Annotated in this window: 16 protein-coding genes; 11 read left to right on the top strand and 5 right to left on the bottom strand. The window is 68.6% G+C overall.

Translation table 11 applies throughout. The annotated features are described in order from the left end of the window. The first annotated feature begins 1 nt into the window (after nt 1). The 5 genes from I4U41_RS17550 to I4U41_RS17570 are packed head-to-tail and all read left to right on the top strand — an operon-like array spanning nt 2 to nt 5,922. Complete coding sequence (locus I4U41_RS17550) at nt 2-1,042, top strand: LacI family DNA-binding transcriptional regulator (protein ID WP_242525343.1); 1,041 nt, start codon at nt 2-4, stop codon at nt 1,040-1,042. Continuing rightward, nucleotides 1,039-2,325 carry a sugar MFS transporter gene (locus I4U41_RS17555; RefSeq protein WP_206862474.1) on the top strand — a complete coding sequence of 429 codons (1,287 nt, stop codon included), beginning with the start codon at nt 1,039-1,041 and terminating at the stop codon, nt 2,323-2,325. The genes I4U41_RS17550 and I4U41_RS17555 overlap by 4 nt, the downstream gene beginning before the upstream one ends. Beyond that, the gene (locus I4U41_RS17560) at nt 2,322-3,317 is read left to right on the top strand and encodes a carbohydrate kinase family protein (protein ID WP_206862475.1); all 996 of its coding nucleotides are present in this window, start codon (nt 2,322-2,324) and stop codon (nt 3,315-3,317) included. The genes I4U41_RS17555 and I4U41_RS17560 overlap by 4 nt, the downstream gene beginning before the upstream one ends. Beyond that, the gene (locus tag I4U41_RS17565; RefSeq protein WP_206862476.1) at nt 3,314-4,546 is read left to right on the top strand and encodes an AGE family epimerase/isomerase; all 1,233 of its coding nucleotides are present in this window, start codon (nt 3,314-3,316) and stop codon (nt 4,544-4,546) included. Before I4U41_RS17560 ends, I4U41_RS17565 begins: the two co-directional genes overlap by 4 nt. After that, a complete protein-coding gene (locus I4U41_RS17570; protein WP_206862477.1) occupies nt 4,546-5,922 on the top strand; it encodes a glycoside hydrolase family 47 protein in 1,377 nt (458 codons plus the stop codon). The genes I4U41_RS17565 and I4U41_RS17570 overlap by 1 nt, the downstream gene beginning before the upstream one ends. 3 nt (nt 5,923-5,925) lie before the next feature. Here the strand turns inward: I4U41_RS17570 and I4U41_RS17575 are convergent, their stop codons facing one another. After that, nucleotides 5,926-6,393 (bottom strand): hypothetical protein, encoded by a 468-nt coding sequence (locus tag I4U41_RS17575; protein WP_206862478.1) that lies wholly within the window; start codon nt 6,391-6,393, stop codon nt 5,926-5,928. A 122-nt stretch (nt 6,394-6,515) separates the two neighbouring features. On the opposite strand from I4U41_RS17575, the gene I4U41_RS17580 reads away from it, so the two are divergent. Further along, nucleotides 6,516-6,902 carry a nuclear transport factor 2 family protein gene (locus I4U41_RS17580; RefSeq protein WP_206862479.1) on the top strand — a complete coding sequence of 129 codons (387 nt, stop codon included), beginning with the start codon at nt 6,516-6,518 and terminating at the stop codon, nt 6,900-6,902. 222 nt (nt 6,903-7,124) lie between these two features. On the opposite strand, the gene rpoD is transcribed toward I4U41_RS17580, so the two are convergent. Both rpoD and dtd read right to left on the bottom strand, forming a co-directional pair. Continuing rightward, nucleotides 7,125-8,984 carry an RNA polymerase sigma factor RpoD gene (gene rpoD, locus I4U41_RS17585; protein WP_206862480.1) on the bottom strand — a complete coding sequence of 620 codons (1,860 nt, stop codon included), beginning with the start codon at nt 8,982-8,984 and terminating at the stop codon, nt 7,125-7,127. A gap of 75 nt (nt 8,985-9,059) precedes the next feature. Next, nucleotides 9,060-9,500, bottom strand: a complete 441-nt coding sequence (gene dtd, locus I4U41_RS17590) for a D-aminoacyl-tRNA deacylase (RefSeq protein WP_206862481.1) — start codon at nt 9,498-9,500, stop codon at nt 9,060-9,062. A gap of 99 nt (nt 9,501-9,599) precedes the next feature. Here dtd and I4U41_RS17595 point away from each other — a divergent pair, with 99 nt between their 5' ends. The 3 genes from I4U41_RS17595 to I4U41_RS17605 are packed head-to-tail and all read left to right on the top strand — an operon-like array spanning nt 9,600 to nt 12,548. After that, complete coding sequence (locus I4U41_RS17595) at nt 9,600-10,529, top strand: lauroyl acyltransferase (protein ID WP_206862482.1); 930 nt, start codon at nt 9,600-9,602, stop codon at nt 10,527-10,529. A 35-nt stretch (nt 10,530-10,564) separates the two neighbouring features. Beyond that, nucleotides 10,565-11,059, top strand: a complete 495-nt coding sequence (locus tag I4U41_RS17600) for a PH domain-containing protein (protein ID WP_242525344.1) — start codon at nt 10,565-10,567, stop codon at nt 11,057-11,059. Further along, the gene (locus I4U41_RS17605) at nt 11,046-12,548 is read left to right on the top strand and encodes a PH domain-containing protein (RefSeq protein WP_206862483.1); all 1,503 of its coding nucleotides are present in this window, start codon (nt 11,046-11,048) and stop codon (nt 12,546-12,548) included. The genes I4U41_RS17600 and I4U41_RS17605 overlap by 14 nt, the downstream gene beginning before the upstream one ends. A gap of 4 nt (nt 12,549-12,552) precedes the next feature. Here the strand turns inward: I4U41_RS17605 and I4U41_RS17610 are convergent, their stop codons facing one another. After that, complete coding sequence (locus tag I4U41_RS17610; protein WP_206862484.1) at nt 12,553-13,611, bottom strand: CDP-glycerol glycerophosphotransferase family protein; 1,059 nt, start codon at nt 13,609-13,611, stop codon at nt 12,553-12,555. Nucleotides 13,612-13,678: 67 nt separating this feature from the next. On the opposite strand from I4U41_RS17610, the gene I4U41_RS17615 reads away from it, so the two are divergent. Both I4U41_RS17615 and I4U41_RS17620 read left to right on the top strand, forming a co-directional pair. Beyond that, nucleotides 13,679-14,446, top strand: a complete 768-nt coding sequence (locus I4U41_RS17615; RefSeq protein WP_242525356.1) for a glycosyltransferase family 2 protein — start codon at nt 13,679-13,681, stop codon at nt 14,444-14,446. After that, nucleotides 14,443-15,306: a glycosyltransferase family 2 protein gene (locus tag I4U41_RS17620; protein ID WP_206862486.1), complete on the top strand. Its 864-nt coding sequence runs from the start codon at nt 14,443-14,445 to the stop codon at nt 15,304-15,306. The genes I4U41_RS17615 and I4U41_RS17620 overlap by 4 nt, the downstream gene beginning before the upstream one ends. A gap of 149 nt (nt 15,307-15,455) precedes the next feature. Here I4U41_RS17620 and I4U41_RS17625 read toward each other — a convergent pair whose 3' ends face one another. After that, nucleotides 15,456-17,129 (bottom strand): glycosyltransferase family 39 protein, encoded by a 1,674-nt coding sequence (locus I4U41_RS17625; protein ID WP_206862487.1) that lies wholly within the window; start codon nt 17,127-17,129, stop codon nt 15,456-15,458. Nucleotides 17,130-17,167: the final 38 nt, after the last annotated feature.

Genomic DNA, 17,167 nt, shown 5'->3' on the forward strand with positions numbered 1-17,167 from the left:
CATGAGCGCCCCCGCCGCACGCGGACGCGTGACGCTGACCGACATCGCGCAGGCCTGCGAGCTGTCCCGCGCGACGGTGTCGCTGGTGCTGCGCGGCAGCCCGCTGGTCAACGCCGACACGCGCGCGCGGGTGGAAGCCGAACTCAAGCGGCAGGGCTACGTCTATCACCGCGGTGCGGCGAACCTGCGGCGCAAGGTGTCCTCGACCATCGCGCTGGTGATCAACGACCTGTCGAATCCGTTCTTCGCCGAATTCGCCGCGGGCGTCGACGAGGCGCTTGCCGCGGCCGGCTACGTGACGCTGCTGGGCAGCACGGGCGAATCCAGCGAACGCCAGCAGGCGGTGCTCACCTCGCTGCTCGAACACGATCCGGCCGGCATCATCCTCTCGCCCGCCGAGGGCAGCGATGCGGCGCGATTGCGCCCGCTGCTCGCGTCGCGCACGCCGATGCTGGTGTTCAACCGCACGCTGGGCGAGGAGTGGGATTACCTCGCGCTCGACAACGCGCATGGCGCGCGCCTCGCTACGCAGCACCTGCTTTCGCAAGGGCATCGCCGCATCGCGTTCTTCGGCGGACATGGCGATTCCAGTTCGTGCTTCGAACGACGCGAAGGCTGGCGCGCCGCGCTCGCCGACGCAGGCGTGACGCCGGAGCCGCAGTGGATCGTCGAATGCGCGCCGACGCGACTGGAAGCGGCGCGGCAGACGGGCGCGTTGTTCGTGCGCGATCCCGCGCCGACGGCGGCGGTCTGCTACAACGACGCGGTCGCGCTCGGCCTTATCGCAGGCCTTTCCACGCGGGGCCGGCGCGCCGGACACGACTTCGCCGTCACCGGATTCGACGACATTCCCGAAGCGTCGGTGAGCGCGCCGCCGTTGACGACGGTCGCGGTCGATCCGCGCGCACGCGGACGGCAGGCGGCGGAGCTGATCCTGCAACGCCTGCGCGAACCGTCGACGCTCGCCACCACCACCATCGCCCCCGTGCGCCTGCATGCGCGCGCGAGCAGCCAGTTCACCCTGCCCGGAGACGCCGCATGAGCGGTCGACCGCTGTCCAACGGCACCGCGATCGCGGTGCTCACGATGATCTTCTTCACCTGGGGCGCGCTGACGAGCCTCAACGACGTGCTGATCCCGCACCTGAAAGCCGTGTTCGAGATGAACTACGCGCAGACGATGCTGATCCAGTTCACCTTCTTCAGCACGTACCTGCTGATGTCGGTTCCGGCGGGGAAAGTGGTCGCGATCGCCGGCTACAAGCGCAGCATCGTGATCGGTCTGTGCGTGGCGGGCGTGGGCGCGCTGACGTTCTTCCCGGCGGCGAAGATCCCGTCGTATCCGCTGTTCCTGTTCGCGCTGTTCGTGCTCGCCAGCGGCATCACGCTGCTGCAGGTGTCGGCAAATCCGTACATCGCACTGCTGGGCGACGCGCAGACGGCGTCGAGCCGGCTGACGCTGGCGCAGGCGTTGAACTCGGCCGGGCACACGCTCGCGCCATTGCTGATCGGGCCGCTGATTCTTTCCGTCGCCGTGATCGGCAGCGCGGATCTGGCCTTGATGCCGGAAGCGCAGCAGACGGCGTATCGCGTCGCCCAGTCCGAATCGGTGCAGTTGCCGTACCTGGGCATCGCGGCGGGGCTGTTCGTGCTGGCGCTGCTGGTGGTGCTGTTCCGCCTGCCCGCGCTGACGGAAGCGACCGAACGCGCCGACCATCAGCGCCACACGTTCGGCGAGGTACTGCGCCATCGTCACCTGCGCTTCGGCGTGGTCGGCATCTTCGTGTACGTCGGCGCGGAAGTGGCGATCGGCAGCTTCCTGATCAACTACATCAGCGATCCGCGCATCGGCGCGCTCGACGAAGCCACCGCCACGCGTTACGTCGCGTGGTACTGGGGCCTGGCGATGGCGGGGCGCTTCATCGGCTCGTTCCTGCTCCGCCGAATCGAACCGCGCGTGCTGCTGGGCTTCTTCGCGATCGGGGCAATGGCGCTGCTCGCGACGACGATGCTCAGCGAGGGCCGCACTGCCGTGTGGAGCGTGGTCGCGATCGGGCTGTTCAACTCGATCATGTTCCCGACCATCTTCACGCTCGGCATCGACGGCCTCGGCCCGCTGACGAGCAAGGCGTCGAGCCTACTGGTGATGGCCATCGTCGGCGGCGCGGTGGTGCCGCTGCTGCAGGGCGTGCTGGCCGATCGCATCGGCGTGCAGATGGCGTTCGTGCTGCCGCTGGTGTGCTATGCGTTCGTCGCCTGGTACGGATTCCGTGGCGCGCGGCGCGTGCATGCAGACGCCGTGGCGGTCCCGGTGGCGCAGCCATGATCGCCGCGGTGAAACGCGACGCCATCGTCTGCTTCGGCGAGGCGCTGATCGACTTCCTCGCGCTGCCCGCATTGCCCGGGCAGCCGCGCCATTTCGTCGAGTTCGCCGGCGGCGCGCCGGCCAACGTCAGCGCGGCGGTCGCGCGCCAGGGCGGCAATGCGCGCTTCGTCGGCATGCTCGGCGTGGATATGTTCGGCGAGTTCCTGATGTCGCAGCTGCGCGCGTTCGACGTGGACACGCGCTTCGCGGTGCACACCAGCCAGGCGCGCACGGCACTGGCGTTCGTTTCGCTCGACGAGGAAGGCGAACGCAGCTTCAGCTTCTATCGTCCGCCTGCGGCCGACCTGCTGTTCCGCGTGGAGCACTACCGCAGCGAATGCTTCGTCGACGCGGCCGTGATGCACGTGTGCTCCAACAGCCTGACGGAGCCGGAAATCGCGCAGACCACCGTCGCCGGCATGCAGCTGGCGCGCGAGCACGGCGCGCTGGTGAGCATGGACCTCAACCTGCGGCCATCGCTGTGGCCGGAAGGCAGCGACCCGGCGCCGCGCCTGTGGCAGGCGCTGGCGGAGGCCGATGTGATCAAGCTGTGCCGCAGCGAAGCGGATTTCCTGATCCGTCGCGCCGGCCATCACGACGCGATGCTGCAACGGCTGTGGCAAGGGCATGCGCGGCTGGTGCTCATCACCGACGGCGGCAAGCCGATCCGCTGGCATACGCGCGATGCGCAGGGCGAAGTGCCGGCGTTCCGCGTGTCGGCGGTGGACACGACCGCCGCGGGCGACGCGTTCGTCGCGGGCCTGCTGCTGCGGCTCGTCCAGCGCGGCGTGAGCGCCGACACCTTCGACGACTGGCTCGGCGATGCCGCCGCCATCGCCGACGCATTGCGGAACGCCGCCGCCGCGGGCGCACTCGCGGCGACGAAGCATGGCGCCTTCGCCGCGATGCCGCGTCGCGAAGACATCGAACAACTGCTGCGAGACCAACCATGACGACTCCGACCGGGACGGCCACGCCCGAGTTCCGCAGCGAATCCTTCCTGCGCGCGCACATCGCCGACACGATGGCGTTCTATCACCCGCGCGCGATCGATCCGGCCGGCGGCTTCTTCCACTACTTCCGCGACGACGGCAGCGTTTACGACGCCTCGCATCGCCACCTCGTGAGCAGCACGCGCTTCGTCTTCAACTACGCGATGGCGGCGCGCGAGTTCGGCAATGCCGAGTATCGCGACGCCGCCCGCCACGGGCTGCGCTATCTGCGCGAGGTGCATCGCGATGCGCGCACCGGCGGCTATGCGTGGACGATCCGCGACGGCATCGCCGAGGACCGCACGAATCACTGCTATGGCGTCGCGTTCGTGCTGCTCGCGTACTCGACCGCGCTGAAGGCGGGCATCGAAGAGGTTCTTCCGTGGATCGACGAGACGTGGAACCTTCTGGAGTCGCGCTTCTGGGATGCGGACGCTGGGCTGTATCGCGACGAAGCCGATGCGCAATGGACCTTCTCCGACTACCGCGGCCAGAACGCGAACATGCACATGTGCGAGGCGATGCTCGCGGCGTATGAAGCGACGCGGGATTCGCGCTTCCTCGATCGCGCGCTCGTGCTCGCCGACCACATGACGCGACGCCAGGCGGCCAAGGCCGAGGGGCTCGTGTGGGAGCACTACGATCGCGAGTGGAACGTCGACTGGGATTACCACCGCGACGATCCGAAACACCTCTTCCGGCCATGGGGTTACCAGCCGGGGCATCAGACCGAGTGGGCGAAGTTGCTGGTGATCCTCGACCGCCATCTGCGCGAGCGCGGCATGCCGGCGGATTGGACTATCGCGACGGCGCGGCATCTGTTCGACGTCGCCGTGCAGCGCGCGTGGGACGCGGAGTCCGGTGGCCTCTGCTACGGCTTTGGCCTGGGGCCTGAGTTCGCCGTGTGCGACGACGACAAGTACTTCTGGGTGCAAGCCGAGTCGCTGGCTGCGGCGGCGCGATTGGCCGAGGCGACGGGCGAGGCACGCTACTGGCAATGGTACGAGCGGCTGTGGGGGTATTCGTGGACGCATTTCGTCGATCACGAACACGGCGCGTGGTATCGCATCCTCGATCGCCGCAATCGCAAGTACAGCGACGAGAAGAGTCCGGCCGGCAAGACCGATTACCACACCATGGGCGCCTGCTACGACGTCCTCACCGTTTTGCGCAACCGCGGAGAACACTGATGCGACTGCACGCTGCGTTGTTGTCCCTGCTGCTGGTGTCCACGCCCGACGTGGCGGCCGAGTCCCCGAACGCGACCGCGCCTGTCGCCTTCACCGATGCGCGGGCCGCACGCAGCGCGGAGGAAGTGAGGGCGCAGTTCCTGCACGCGTGGCGCGGCTATCGCGAGTACGCATGGGGCCACGACGCGCTCAAGCCGCTCAGCAACACGCCGTCGGACTGGTATGGCGAACCGCTGCTGATGACGCCGGTCGATGCGCTCGACACGATGATCCTGATGGGGCTGGATCGCGAGGCAGACGAGGCGCGCGAACTGATCGCGACGAAGCTGTCGTTCGATCGCGACCTGGACGTGAAGCACTTCGAAGTCGTGATCCGGCTGCTCGGTGGCTTGCTGTCCAGCTACCAGATGACGAACGACAAACGGCTGCTCGACCTGGCCGAAGACCTCGGCACGCGCCTGCTGCCGGCGTTCGATTCGCCCACCGGTCTACCCTATGTGTACGTCAACCTGCGCACGGGCAAGGCGCACGGCAACGAGAGCAATCCCGCCGAAGCCGGCACGCTGCTGCTGGAGTACGGCACGCTGAGCAAGCTGACCGGCAACCCGGTGTTCTATGAGAAGGCCAAGCGCGCGCTCGTGGAAACCTACAAGCGGCGCTCGAAAATCGGCCTGGTCGGCGAGCGTTTCGACGTCACCACGGGCGAGTGGACGAACAAGCGCAGCCACGTCGGCGCGCGCATCGACTCGTACTACGAGTACCTGTGGAAGTGCTGGACGCTGTTCGGCGATGAGGACTGCCACGCGATGTGGAAGGAGAGCATCGCCGCGGCCAACCGCTATTACCCGGAAGAAGTCGACGGCGCGCTGTGGGTGGGCCACGTCGACATGGACAGCGGCGAACGCGTGGCCAGCCGCTACGGCGCGCTCGATGCGTTCTGGCCGGGCCTGCTGGCGCTGTCGGGCGATGTCGCGCAGGCGCGCCGCCTGCAGGATTCGTCGTTCAAGATGTGGCGCAAGTGGGGCATCGAGCCGGAGGCGTACGACTACCGCAAGGGCGAAGTGACGTCGGCGGGGTATCCGCTACGCCCGGAGATCATCGAATCGGCGTGGTACCTGCACCGCCTCACTGGCGATGCGAAGTACCGCGCGATGGGCCGAGAGATGTTCGACGACTTCGTCCGCTACACGCGCACCGATTCGGGCTTCGCGGCGCTCGACAGCGTGATCACGAAGGACAAGGACGACGACATGGAGAGCTTCGTCCTCGCCGAGACCTTCAAGTATTTCTACCTGCTGTTCGCGCCGCCGGAAACGCTGGACCCGGCGAAGGTCGTGCTGACCACCGAAGCGCACCCGCTGCGGCGGACGTGGTGAGGATCACCCGATCACACCGGCCAGCGCGAGCGCGATGACGATCGGCACCAGCACCACCAGCACGGCGAGGCAGCACAGCAGCCCAACGCCGACGGCGCGCCAGTTCGAGTAGGTGCGATCGCTCGCCTCGTACTCCGCGATGCGGTCGCCCTGGAAACGCTTCGCGATATGCGAGGCGACCAGCAGCTGCGGGATCGTGAAGACCATCGCCGGCACGTTCTCGGGCAGGACGTATACGAGTGCGAGAACGAGCGCGCACGCAATCGCACCGTAGGTCAGTGCCTGGCGCGCACGCGCGTGATCGCCCAGCGCGCGGTAGTTGCGCGACATCAGCCACCCGGTCGCCAGAGGCGTACCCATGAACGTGCCCAGCACGATGCCCGAGACCCGGTACAGCCGGGCGGCTGCCGCGGGCACCGCGACTGCCACCGACGCGGTGGCCGGGCTGCGGTACGGATTCGTGTCTTCCATCGGATTCCCCATGCATGGCCGCCCCCGCGGCCGGATCCGAGCTTGCCGCCAGCGCATGCTGCTGACAGCACGCTGTCAGTCTCTCCCGCCCATGCTGGGCGTCCCAACCGAAGGAACCTCGCATGGACACGAAGACCAACGACATCGCCGCAGTCGCCAACCGCCTCGTCGAACTCTGCCGCACCGGCCAGTACGACCAGGCGCAGCAGGAGCTGTACGCCGAGGATGCCGTCAGCATCGAAGGCACCGGCCAGGACGCGGAATCGATCGCGCGCGGTATGGCGGCGATCCGCGAGAAGGGCAAGCAGTGGGCCGACAACCTCGTCGAGGTGCACGGCGGCAGCGTGAGCGACCCGGTCATCGCCGATGGCTGGTTCAGTGTCGCGATGGGACTGGACGCGACCTACAAGGACATGGGCCGCGTGGCGATGAAGGAGATCGCGGTGTACCAGGTGCGCGACGGCAAGATCACGCACGAACAGTTTTTCTACAACACCGACAAGCCGTAACGCAGCGGGCCGGGCCGACCGCCCCGCGGAGGTCGCCATGAACGCGAAGTCGACCACGCCTTCCACGAACAATGGCTGGAAGACCTGCAGCCGCGGTCACAAGTACCGCGGCACCGGACCCTGTCCTATCTGCTGGCCTGGCGGCGCGGGAAAGCGCGCATCGAAAACGACGAAGCCCCGCTGAGCGGGGCTTCGTGGTGACACATCGGCGGTGTTGCCGCGTCAGTCGATGTCGAGGAACGAACGCAGCTGTTCCGAACGGCTCGGGTGACGCAGCTTGCGCAGCGCCTTGGCCTCGATCTGGCGGATGCGCTCGCGCGTGACGTCGAACTGCTTGCCGACCTCTTCCAGCGTGTGGTCGGTGTTCATGTCGATGCCGAAGCGCATGCGCAGCACCTTGGCTTCGCGCGGCGTGAGGCCTGCGAGGACATCGCGCACGGTCTCGGTCAGGTTGATGTTGGTGGTCGCCTCGACCGGGGACTCGATGTTCGTGTCCTCGATGAAATCGCCCAGATGGGAATCCTCGTCGTCGCCGATCGGAGTTTCCATCGAGATCGGTTCCTTGGCGATCTTCATGACCTTCCGGATCTTGTCCTCCGGCATGTCCATTTCCTTCGCCAGCTCTTCCGGAGTCGCTTCGCGGCCGTACTGCTGCAGCATCTGGCGGCTGATGCGGTTGAGCTTGTTGATCGTCTCGATCATGTGCACCGGGATACGGATGGTGCGCGCCTGGTCGGCGATCGAACGCGTGATGGCCTGGCGGATCCACCACGTGGCGTAGGTCGAGAACTTGAAGCCGCGACGGAACTCGAACTTGTCCACCGCCTTCATCAGGCCGATGTTGCCTTCCTGGATCAGGTCGAGGAACTGCAGGCCGCGGTTGGTGTACTTCTTGGCGATGGAGATCACCAGGCGCAGGTTCGCCTCGACCATCTCCTTCTTCGCCTTGCGCGCCTTCGCCTCGCCGTAGGCCATCTGGCGGGAGATGTCCTTGATGTCGGCCAGGGTCAGGTAGGAGGCCTTCTCGATCTCCATCGTCGCCTGCTGCTCGGCGATGATCTGGTCCTTCACCTCGCGCAGGCCCGACGACCACTTCTGCTTGCGCTTGAGCAGCTCGTCCACCCATTCCAGGTTGGTCTGGTTGCCTTCCCAGGCGCGGATGAAGTCCTTGCGCGGCATCTTGGCGACGCGCGTGGACAGGTCGAGGATGCGGCGCTCGTGGTCCTTGATGCCGTTGACGACCTCGCGCATGTTCCTGACCAGCACGTCGGTCAGCGGCAGCGGCAGCTTGAAGGTGACGAACACCGCGGCCATGTCCTCGCGCAGCTTCAGCACCGACTTGTGCGCCGGGCCGTGCTTGGCGTAGGCCTTGAGGAACTTCTGGTAGTTGTCGGCCAGGGATTCCATGCGCGCGGCGACTTCGACCGGATCCGGACCGGTCGCCACTTCCTCGGTGTCGCCGTCGGCGACGTCGTCCTCGTCCTCGTCGGCCTCGGCGTCGCTGTCCACGGCTTCGGCGACCACCGGTGCCGGCGGCTCGGGCGTTTCGTCCAGATGGTCGTTGAAGCCGACGATGATCTCGGCCAGGCGCTTCTTGCCGGCCTTGTGCTGTTCGTAGTCCTCGAGGATCGACGCGATCGTCGCCGGGAACACGCCCAGCGAGGCCTGCACCTGGCCGAGGCCTTCCTCGATGCGCTTGGCGATGGCGATCTCGCCCTCGCGGGTGAGCAGTTCGACCGTGCCCATCTCGCGCATGTACATGCGCACCGGGTCGGTCGTGCGACCGCCTTCGCCGTCGAGCGCGGTCAGCGCGGCGGCGGCTTCTTCGGCGGCGGTGTCGTCGACTTCACGGTTGCCCGTGCCGCCGTCGGCGAGCAGCAGCGTTTCGGCGTCGGGGGCCACTTCGTGGACCTCGATGCCCATGCCGTTGATCATGCCGATGATGTCTTCGATCTGCTCGGCGTCGACGAGGTCGTCGGGCAGGTGGTCGTTGACTTCGGCGTAGGTCAGGTAGCCCTGCTCCAGGCCCTTGCTGATCAACTGCTTGATGTCGGAGGAGGGGGGCTGACGTTCGTTGGCCATGGGTTGCGCCACCGCGCTGATGGGAAGGGATGGGGAACGTTCCAGTATATCAGGCCGGACCGGTCGGATTGGCCTTCAGGACCGCAGGAGGAAGGTGACCGGGCCGTCGTTGACCAGGCTGATCACCATATGGGCACCGAACCGCCCCGTTTCCACCCCCCCGGCGTGTTTTTGCCTGCAGATCCCGACCAGCCTGCTGAACAGCGGTTCAGCGACCTCCGGCGCGGCGGCCGTGCTGAAGCCCGGACGCATGCCGCTGCGGGTGTCCGCGGCCAGGGTGAACTGGCTGACCAGCAGCAGGCCGCCGCCGGTCTGGGCCAGGCCCAGGTTCATTCGGCCTCCCTCGTCGGCGAATACACGGTATCCGAGCAGCCGGTCGGCCATCCGCGCGATCTGCACCTCGCCGTCGCCGGGTTCGACACCCACCAGGGCGAGCAGCCCCGGTCCGATCGCCCCCACCACCTCGTCGTCCACCCGGACGCTGGCTTCGGTCACGCGCTGGATCAGGGCGAGCATGGCGTCCCGGGAATGACGGAGGGAGCGCCGATGCTGTCGGCCCCGACGCGACCGGTCAACCGGCGCCGGCGAAGGCGAAGGCGCCGTTAGACTGAATGGATGACCCGCTTCGCCGCACGCCTGCTGTACTTCGTCGCTTCCCTGATCGGTCGCCTGCCCTGGCCGGTGCTGCTGCGCCTGGGCGATGCGCTGGCGGCGTTGTGGCGCTGGCGCGACGTGCGCGAGAGCCGCGTCGCGCGGATCAACCTTGAACTCGCCTACCCCGACCTGCTCCCCGCCGAGCGCGCGACGCTGCACGCGGCGATCCTGCGCACCACCGCGCGCCAGGTGCTGGAAACCATCCGCCTGTGGACCCGGCCGCATCCGGAAAACCTCCGCCTGCTGCGCGAGCAGCACGGCACCGCGCTGATGGACGAGGCGATCGCCGCCGGCCGTGGCGTGATCATCGCTGCGCCCCACCACGGGAACTGGGAACTGCTGAACCAGTGGCTGGCATGGCGTACGCCGCTGGCGATCCTGTATCGCCCGCCGGAATCTGCGGTGGTCGAGCACTTCCTCAACCTCGTGCGCGCCGACCACGAGAGGGGCGATGAGGAGCGCGTCACCCAGGTCCGCGCCGAAGGCCCGGCGATCCGCCAGCTGTTCAAGCGCCTCAACGACGGTGGCGTGGTCGGCATCCTGCCGGACCAGCAGCCCAAGGCCGGCGACGGCGAATTCGCCCCGTTCTTCGGCGTGCAGGCGCTGACGATGACGCTGATCGGCCGGCTCGCCTCGCGCACCGGTGCGACCGTGCTGTTCGCGTGGTGCGAACGCATCGACACGCACGCCGATCACCCCGGCTTCGCGCTGCATCTCCAGCCGGCGCCAACGGCGATGTCCGATCCGGATCCGAAGGTCGCCGTGGCCGCGCTCAACGCGGCGGTCGAAGCGATCGCCCGGCGCGATCCGGCGCAATACCAGTGGACCTACAAACGCTATACGCTCAGGCCGCCGGGTTCGGGGGAAGAGAACCCGTACTGGAACCGCTGACGGCGCGCCGTCGCGAACGAGGACGGAACGACACCATGGCCGACCACGACGAGACCGCCGCCGCGATCCAACCCGCCGACTGGCACGCCCTGCCCGACCGCGCGCGCCTGCCCAGCATGCTCACGCCGATGCTGCCGCTGGCGATGCCGGGGCTGGTCGGCGGCTTCGTGCTCGCGGGGGTATCGGGACTGTGGTTCGCGCCACCCGTGCTCGGACTGGCCGGCGCGGCGCTCGGCGCATGGATCGGCCTCAAGCACCATCGCCACACCTTCTGGCGCCTCGACGAAGACGGCCTGGCGGTTCGCCGCGGCCGTCTATGGCAGCGCGAAACGCGCGTGCCCGCCACGCGCGTGCAGCACCTGGACATCAAGCGCGGACCGCTGCAGCGCCAGCGGAACCTGGCCACACTGATCGTGCACACCGCCGGCACGCGGCACAGTTCGGTGAGCGTGCCGCACCTGGACGCCGACGACGCCGAACGCCTGCGCGACCTGCTCGCGCGCCAGATCGACGCCGATGACGACGCCTGAGCCCGGCGGCGTCGAGACCACGCCGGAAGTCCCCGCGCTCGCCGAACGCCGACTGCATCCGATGTCGTGGCTGTTCGTGCTGCTGCAGCAGCTGAAGCAGTTCATCCTGCCGCTGCTCGTGCTGGTGTTCGCCGGGCGTGGCGACCGCAACGAGCTGTGGCCGCTGATCGGCGTCGCCGTGCTGGTCGTGCTCTCGCTGTGGCAGTACTTCACCTATCGCTACGGCGTGGCGGGCGATCGGCTGGTGATCCGCAGCGGCCTGTTCGAACGCAGCCTGCGCGTGATCCCGTTCGCGCGCATCCACAACGTCGCGCTGCAACAGTCGGCGCTGCACCGCGTGTTCGGCGTGGCCGAGGTGCGGCTGGAATCGGCGGGCGGCAGCAAGCCCGAAGCGCAGATGCGCGTGCTCAAGCTCCATGACGCGCTGGCGCTGGAAGCGCTGGTGCGCCATCGCGGCGCGGCGGCGGCGGTCGCGGGCGAGCCCGAAGCCGCCACGCTGCTCGCGATGCCGCTGGGCGAAGTGATCCGCCTGGGGCTGGTATCGAACCGCGGGTTGATCGTCGTGGGCGCGGCGTTCGCGGCGGTCGTGCAGATCAGCCAGCGCGCGGTGCTCGACGTGTTCCGCACGGTCGGCGAATGGCTGTTCGGCTTCGCCGGCGAACACCATTTCGGCCCGATGCAGTACGTCGTGTCCGCGCTCGCCGTGGTCGTGTTCGCCATCGCGCTGCTGCGCGCGTTCTCGATCCTGTTGGCGCTGTTGCAGTACCACGGTTTCCGGCTGAGCGAGATCGGCCGCCGCCTCACCGTCGAACGCGGCCTGCTGGCGCGATGGCGCACCAGTGCGTCGCGCCGCCGCATCCAGGCGTGGACCCTGCGCGAAGGCACGCTGCATCGCCTGCTCAAGCGCCGCAGCCTCGACGTCGACACCGCCGTCGCCGAGGAGCAGCAGCAACAGCGCGCCCTGCGCGAGCTCGCGCCGATCGCCACGCCCGCCGCGTGCGATGCGCTGATCGAACACCTGCTGCCGCGCGCCGGCTGGACGCAGCTCGACTGGCGCGCGTTGCCGGCATCGAACTGGTGGCGGCTGGTGCTGCCGACGCTGCCGGTCGTCGCCGCCGTCGCCATCGCCGCGAGCTGGCGTTTCGGCGCGTGGGGCCTGCTCGTGCTGGCGTGGCTGCCGTGGGCGGCGTTCGTCGCACATCGGCGCGCGCATCGCATGGCGTACGCGGCGAATCCGGAACTGATCGCCGTGCGCGAAGGCTGGTGGACGCGCCACTGGCGTTTCGCCGAACTCGACAAGCTGCAGGCGCTGCAACTCACGCGCTCGCCGCTGGATCGCCGCTGCGGCACCGCGACGCTGCACCTGGACACCGCCGGTAGCGGCGCGCTCTCGCCGCCGCTGCGCGTGCGTTTCCTGCCATACGATGAAGCGCTGGCGCTCTACGCGTCGCTCTCGCGCACGTTGGCGCGACGGCCGTTGCGCTGGTGACGCCTCAGCCAGCCGGGCCCCAGTAGCCCAGTTCGCGACGGATCTGCCATCCGCGCAACCACGACGACAGCGGCTTGCGACGCAGCCGGCCCAGATCGCCGCGCAGCAGCGATTGCGTCGCCGCGATCACGCGCTCGGACGAATGCCCGTCGCGATACGGATGGATCGCATCGCCATACGCCGCCAACGCGGTCTTCAGGGCATCGTCCGGCGCGAGCGCGCGCGCGAGCATCTCCGGCAATCGCGCCGCATCGTCGAAATCCAGCATGTGCGGCTTCGGCGTGCGGTTGCGGAACGTCACCACCGGCTTGCGCTGAACGACGAACTCGGACACGACGGAGGTCGTATCGGCCAGCAGCACGTCGGCGGCGCGCTGCGCGGTGACGAGCTGTTCGGTCTCGAAGAACGCGGCGTTCGGGCCGGCCAGCGCGCGGTAACGCTCGAACAGCTCCGGCGCGCACTTGGGATGCAGCGTGAGCAGCCAGTAGCGATCGCCACGCGCGACCTCCGCGGCGATGGCGTCGAACAGGTGCGGCGCGGCGCTCAGGCGTTCGGTGAAGGTCGAGGCGAACATCACCACGGGCCGGTCGCCGGCGGGCGCGCGCATCGCCGCGGCGGCGCCCGCGTCGTCGCGGAACAGCGGATCGAGCTTGGGCCAGCCAGTTTCGACCACGGCGAAATGGCCGGCCTGCGCGGCCAGGGCCTGGAACGGCGCGGTCGTGGCCGGGCCCTGCGTGCAGTACAGGTCGAACAGCCCGCGCACGCGGAAATGCCCGCGTTCGTCGGAGCGCTTCTCCACGTTGAAGCCGTGGAAGAGCTGGACCTTCGCACCGGAAACGAAGGTGGGCACCCAGTTCGCCGCGCTGAACACGGCGACCGGTTCCAGCGCGACCGCCTCGCGCAGGCCTATCATGCGCACCGGCGACGGCAGCGCGGCTCCCGCGGCGCCGTCGACGAACCAGGCGTGAACGCCGTATCCCGCGGCTTGCAGCGCCTGCGCCAGCGGTTGCAGGATGGGCAGCGCGTACCGCTCGCTCGCGAACAACAGGGTGTCGGCCATCAACGCTTCCTCGGATCCATCGCTGCAGGGCTCACCGGCGACCGCGCCACGCGCGGGCGGCGGCACGCCCCTGTCGGCCTGCATTATCGCGTTCAACGAAGCCGACCGCATCGCCGACTGCATCGCCTCGCTCGCCTTCTGCGACGAGGTGGTGGTGGTCGATTCGCATTCCACCGACGCCACCGCACGGATCGCCGCGGAGCTGGGCGCACGCGTGATCCAGCGTCCGTTCGATGGTTTCCGCAGCCAGAAGCAGTTCGCCGTCGAACAGGCCGCGCACGACTGGGTGCTGTGCCTGGACGCGGACGAACGCGTCGGCGACGCACTGCGCACCGCGATCGAAGCCGAACGCGCGCGCGGTTTCGAAGGCGCGGCGGGATACCGTTTCGCGCGGCTGAGCGAGTACTTCGGCAAGTTCCTGCGCCACGGCAACGCGTATCCCGATCGCGTGCTGCGTCTGTTCGACCGCCGCCGCGGCGGCTGGCGCGGCAAGCGCGAGGTGCATGAGGCGGCCAGCGTCGACGGACCCGTGCGCACGCTCGCCGGCGACCTCGTCCATCATCCGTACCGCTCGCTCGAAGCGCAGTTGCAGAAGACGCAGCGCTACGCGCGGATGATGGCCGAGCACGACTTCGCGCGCGGAAAGCGCGCGACGCTGGGCAGGCTGATCCTCTCGCCGGCGTGGCGTTTCTGGCGCGGATACCTGCTGCGTGGCGGTTTCCTCGACGGCTGGCACGGTCTCGTCTACGCCTACGTTCGCGCCAACTACGTGCGGCAGAAAACCATCATGTTGTGGCTGTTGCAGAACGGCCGTCCGATCAACGATCCAAAGCCATGAACACCTCGAAGAACCCACGCGTCAGCGTCGTCATCTCCACCTACAACTGGCCGCAGGCGCTGGAACTCGCGCTGGAAGCGCTGGCGCGCCAGACCGTGCTGCCGCACGAGGTGATCGTCGCCGACGACGGCTCGCGCGAGGACACGCGCGCGATGCTCGAGCGCCTTGCGCGCGACTACCCCGTGCCGCTGCGGCACAGCTGGATCGAGGACAAGGGTTTCCGCCTCGCGCTCGCGCGCAATCGCGCCATCGCCGCGACGACAGGCGACTACGTGCTGATCCTCGACGGGGACATGGTGCCGCATCCGAAGTTCGTCGAAGACCAGATGCGTGCCGCGCAACGCGGCAGCTTCGTACAGGGCATGCGCGTGCTCACCGACGAAACCGGTCGCGACCGCCTGCTCTCGCGCGAGGTCCAGCAACTGGGTTTCTTCGACCGCGGCCTGACGCGGCGCCGGCACACGCTGCGCATTCCCGCGCTGGCGGCGTTGTCGCTGCGGGTGACGCGCAACCAGAAGACCAGTTCGATCAAGGGTTGCAGCCAGGCGTGGTGGCGCGACGATCTGGTCGCGTTGAACGGCTTCGACGAACGCTTCGAAGGCTGGGGCCGCGAGGACAAGGACTTGGCCGTGCGCGCGTTCCACCATGGGTTGATGCGGCGGATGCTGCGCTTCGGCGGCCTGGCCACGCACCTGTACCACCGCGAACGCCACGAAGAGGGCGCGAGCCCGAACGACCCGCTGCTCGCCGACACGAAGGCGACGAAGCGCGTGCGCAGTCCGCTGGGGCTGGACCGGCATCTGGCGGAGTTCGCGCGCGAGCCGTTGCCGGATTTGCGCGAGGGTGTGCGTGGGGTGTGACGTTCCCTGCTGATTTCCGGTAATCGGGCCGCCCGCCGCTTCGGTCAGCGGTTGCCGTTGTAGCCCGGGTAAGCGAAGCGCACCCGGGGCGCGGTCCCTCTCCAACCCGGGTGCGCTTCGCTTGCCCGGGTTAAAGAGCGATCGCTTCGTCAGCGGCACCCTGCCGTCGCAGCGCCCGGCACCAGCGTCCACCCGCGACGGTTCGCATTCCCCAGATGCTGCGTCAGCGAGGCGTCGATGCACGCCGCCAGCGCCACGTCCTGCACCAGCAGCCAGCGCGTCGCCGGCGCCTCGCGCTGCCATGCCAGGCCGCGCCGCATCTGCTCGTCGAAATCCACCTTGAAGCCGAATTCCGCGACGCGGCGATCGGCCATCAGCAGGTTCTGCTCGCGCCACGCGACCAGGCCCAGCTCCGCATCCGGGCCGATGCGGCGACCGACCTCCGTCATCAGGCCGCGCGCCGACGAGGAATCGTTGAGCAGCGGCGCGATCATCAGGCCGAACGCCACCCACAGCCCCGACAGCAGCGCGATCATCCCCGCGAACGGACGGCGCCGGCCGGCCCACAGCAGGCACAGCACGCCCCACACGCCGATCGCGGTGATGCACATCGCCAAAGCGGCGGATTCGAGCTGGAGCCCACGTTCCTCGACGAACCGCCGCTCGAAGCCCGGATCGCCGAACCACGTCGCCAGCCCGCCCAGCAGCAGCGCGATCGCGAACACGACGGTGAAGCCGAACGCGGTGCGGCGCACGCCGCGCTTGCGCATCAGTCCCGGCAGCAGCGGGCCGAGCGCCAGCGCCATCATCGGCAGCGCGGGCAGGATGTACATGTCGCGCTTGCCGGCCGGAATGCTGAAGAACACGATCACCAGCACCCACCATGCCAGCGGCAGCAGGTAACGCGGATCGCGCCGGCGCAGGCGGCGGCGCCACGCGGGGATAGCCCACGGTAGCGCGAGCACCGTCGGCAGCCACATCGTCGCCATCACTTCGAGGAAGTACCACGCCGGCTGGCCGTGATCCCACGAGGCGCCGTAACGCTTCGCGGTCTGGCGCACGAGGATGTCGTCGACGTAGGCGCGGTACTCCGGCCCCGCGTTGCCCATGGCGGCGATCAGCATCGGCACCAGCCACACGCATGCGGCGAGCACGAAGGCGAGCGGACCGAGCCAGAACTTCGGATTTCGCACGTGCACCTTCACGTTCCAGCCGCGCAGCGAGGCGATGCCCGCCGGAACCAGCATCAGCAACGCGAGGATGCCCACGCCCTTGCTGATGACGCCCATCGCCGCCGCGGCCCAGCCGAGCATCCACATCGGCCAGTCCGGCCCGCGGTTGCGCGCGACCTGCAGCACGTGGCGCAGCAGGCCGTAATTGCCGAGCGTGATCCAGAACACCACCAGCGGATCGATCTGCGCCTTCTTCGACTGCCAGGTGAACTGCAGCGCGAACAGCAGCGCGTAGCCGGCGTAGATGCCGACGCGACGCGTCCACAACCGCGAGCCCAGGTCGACCACGCACCACAGCGTGCCCAGCGCCGCGAGCAGCGACGGCAGCAGGAAGGCCACGCGCCAGTTGCCGAAGATCGTGTACGCGATCGCCTGCAACCACATGAAGACCGGCGGCTTGTCCGAATACAGCTCGTGCCCGCGATGCGGGAACAGCCAGTCGCCGCTTTCGACCATCTGCCTGGCGACGAGGGTGAAGCGCGGCTCGTCGGCCGGCCACGGATCGCGCAGGCCCAGGCCGGCGCCGAGCACCAGCAGGGCGATGATCCAGAACAGCCAGGTGTCGCGGGAGCGGGCGGTGGTCGGCAGCATGCGCGGATTCTATCCGCGCGATGTGGTCGTAACGTCGG

The sequence above is a fragment of the Lysobacter changpingensis genome (assembly GCF_017308985.1).
Classification (GTDB): Bacteria; Pseudomonadota; Gammaproteobacteria; order Xanthomonadales; family Xanthomonadaceae; genus Lysobacter_J; species Lysobacter_J changpingensis.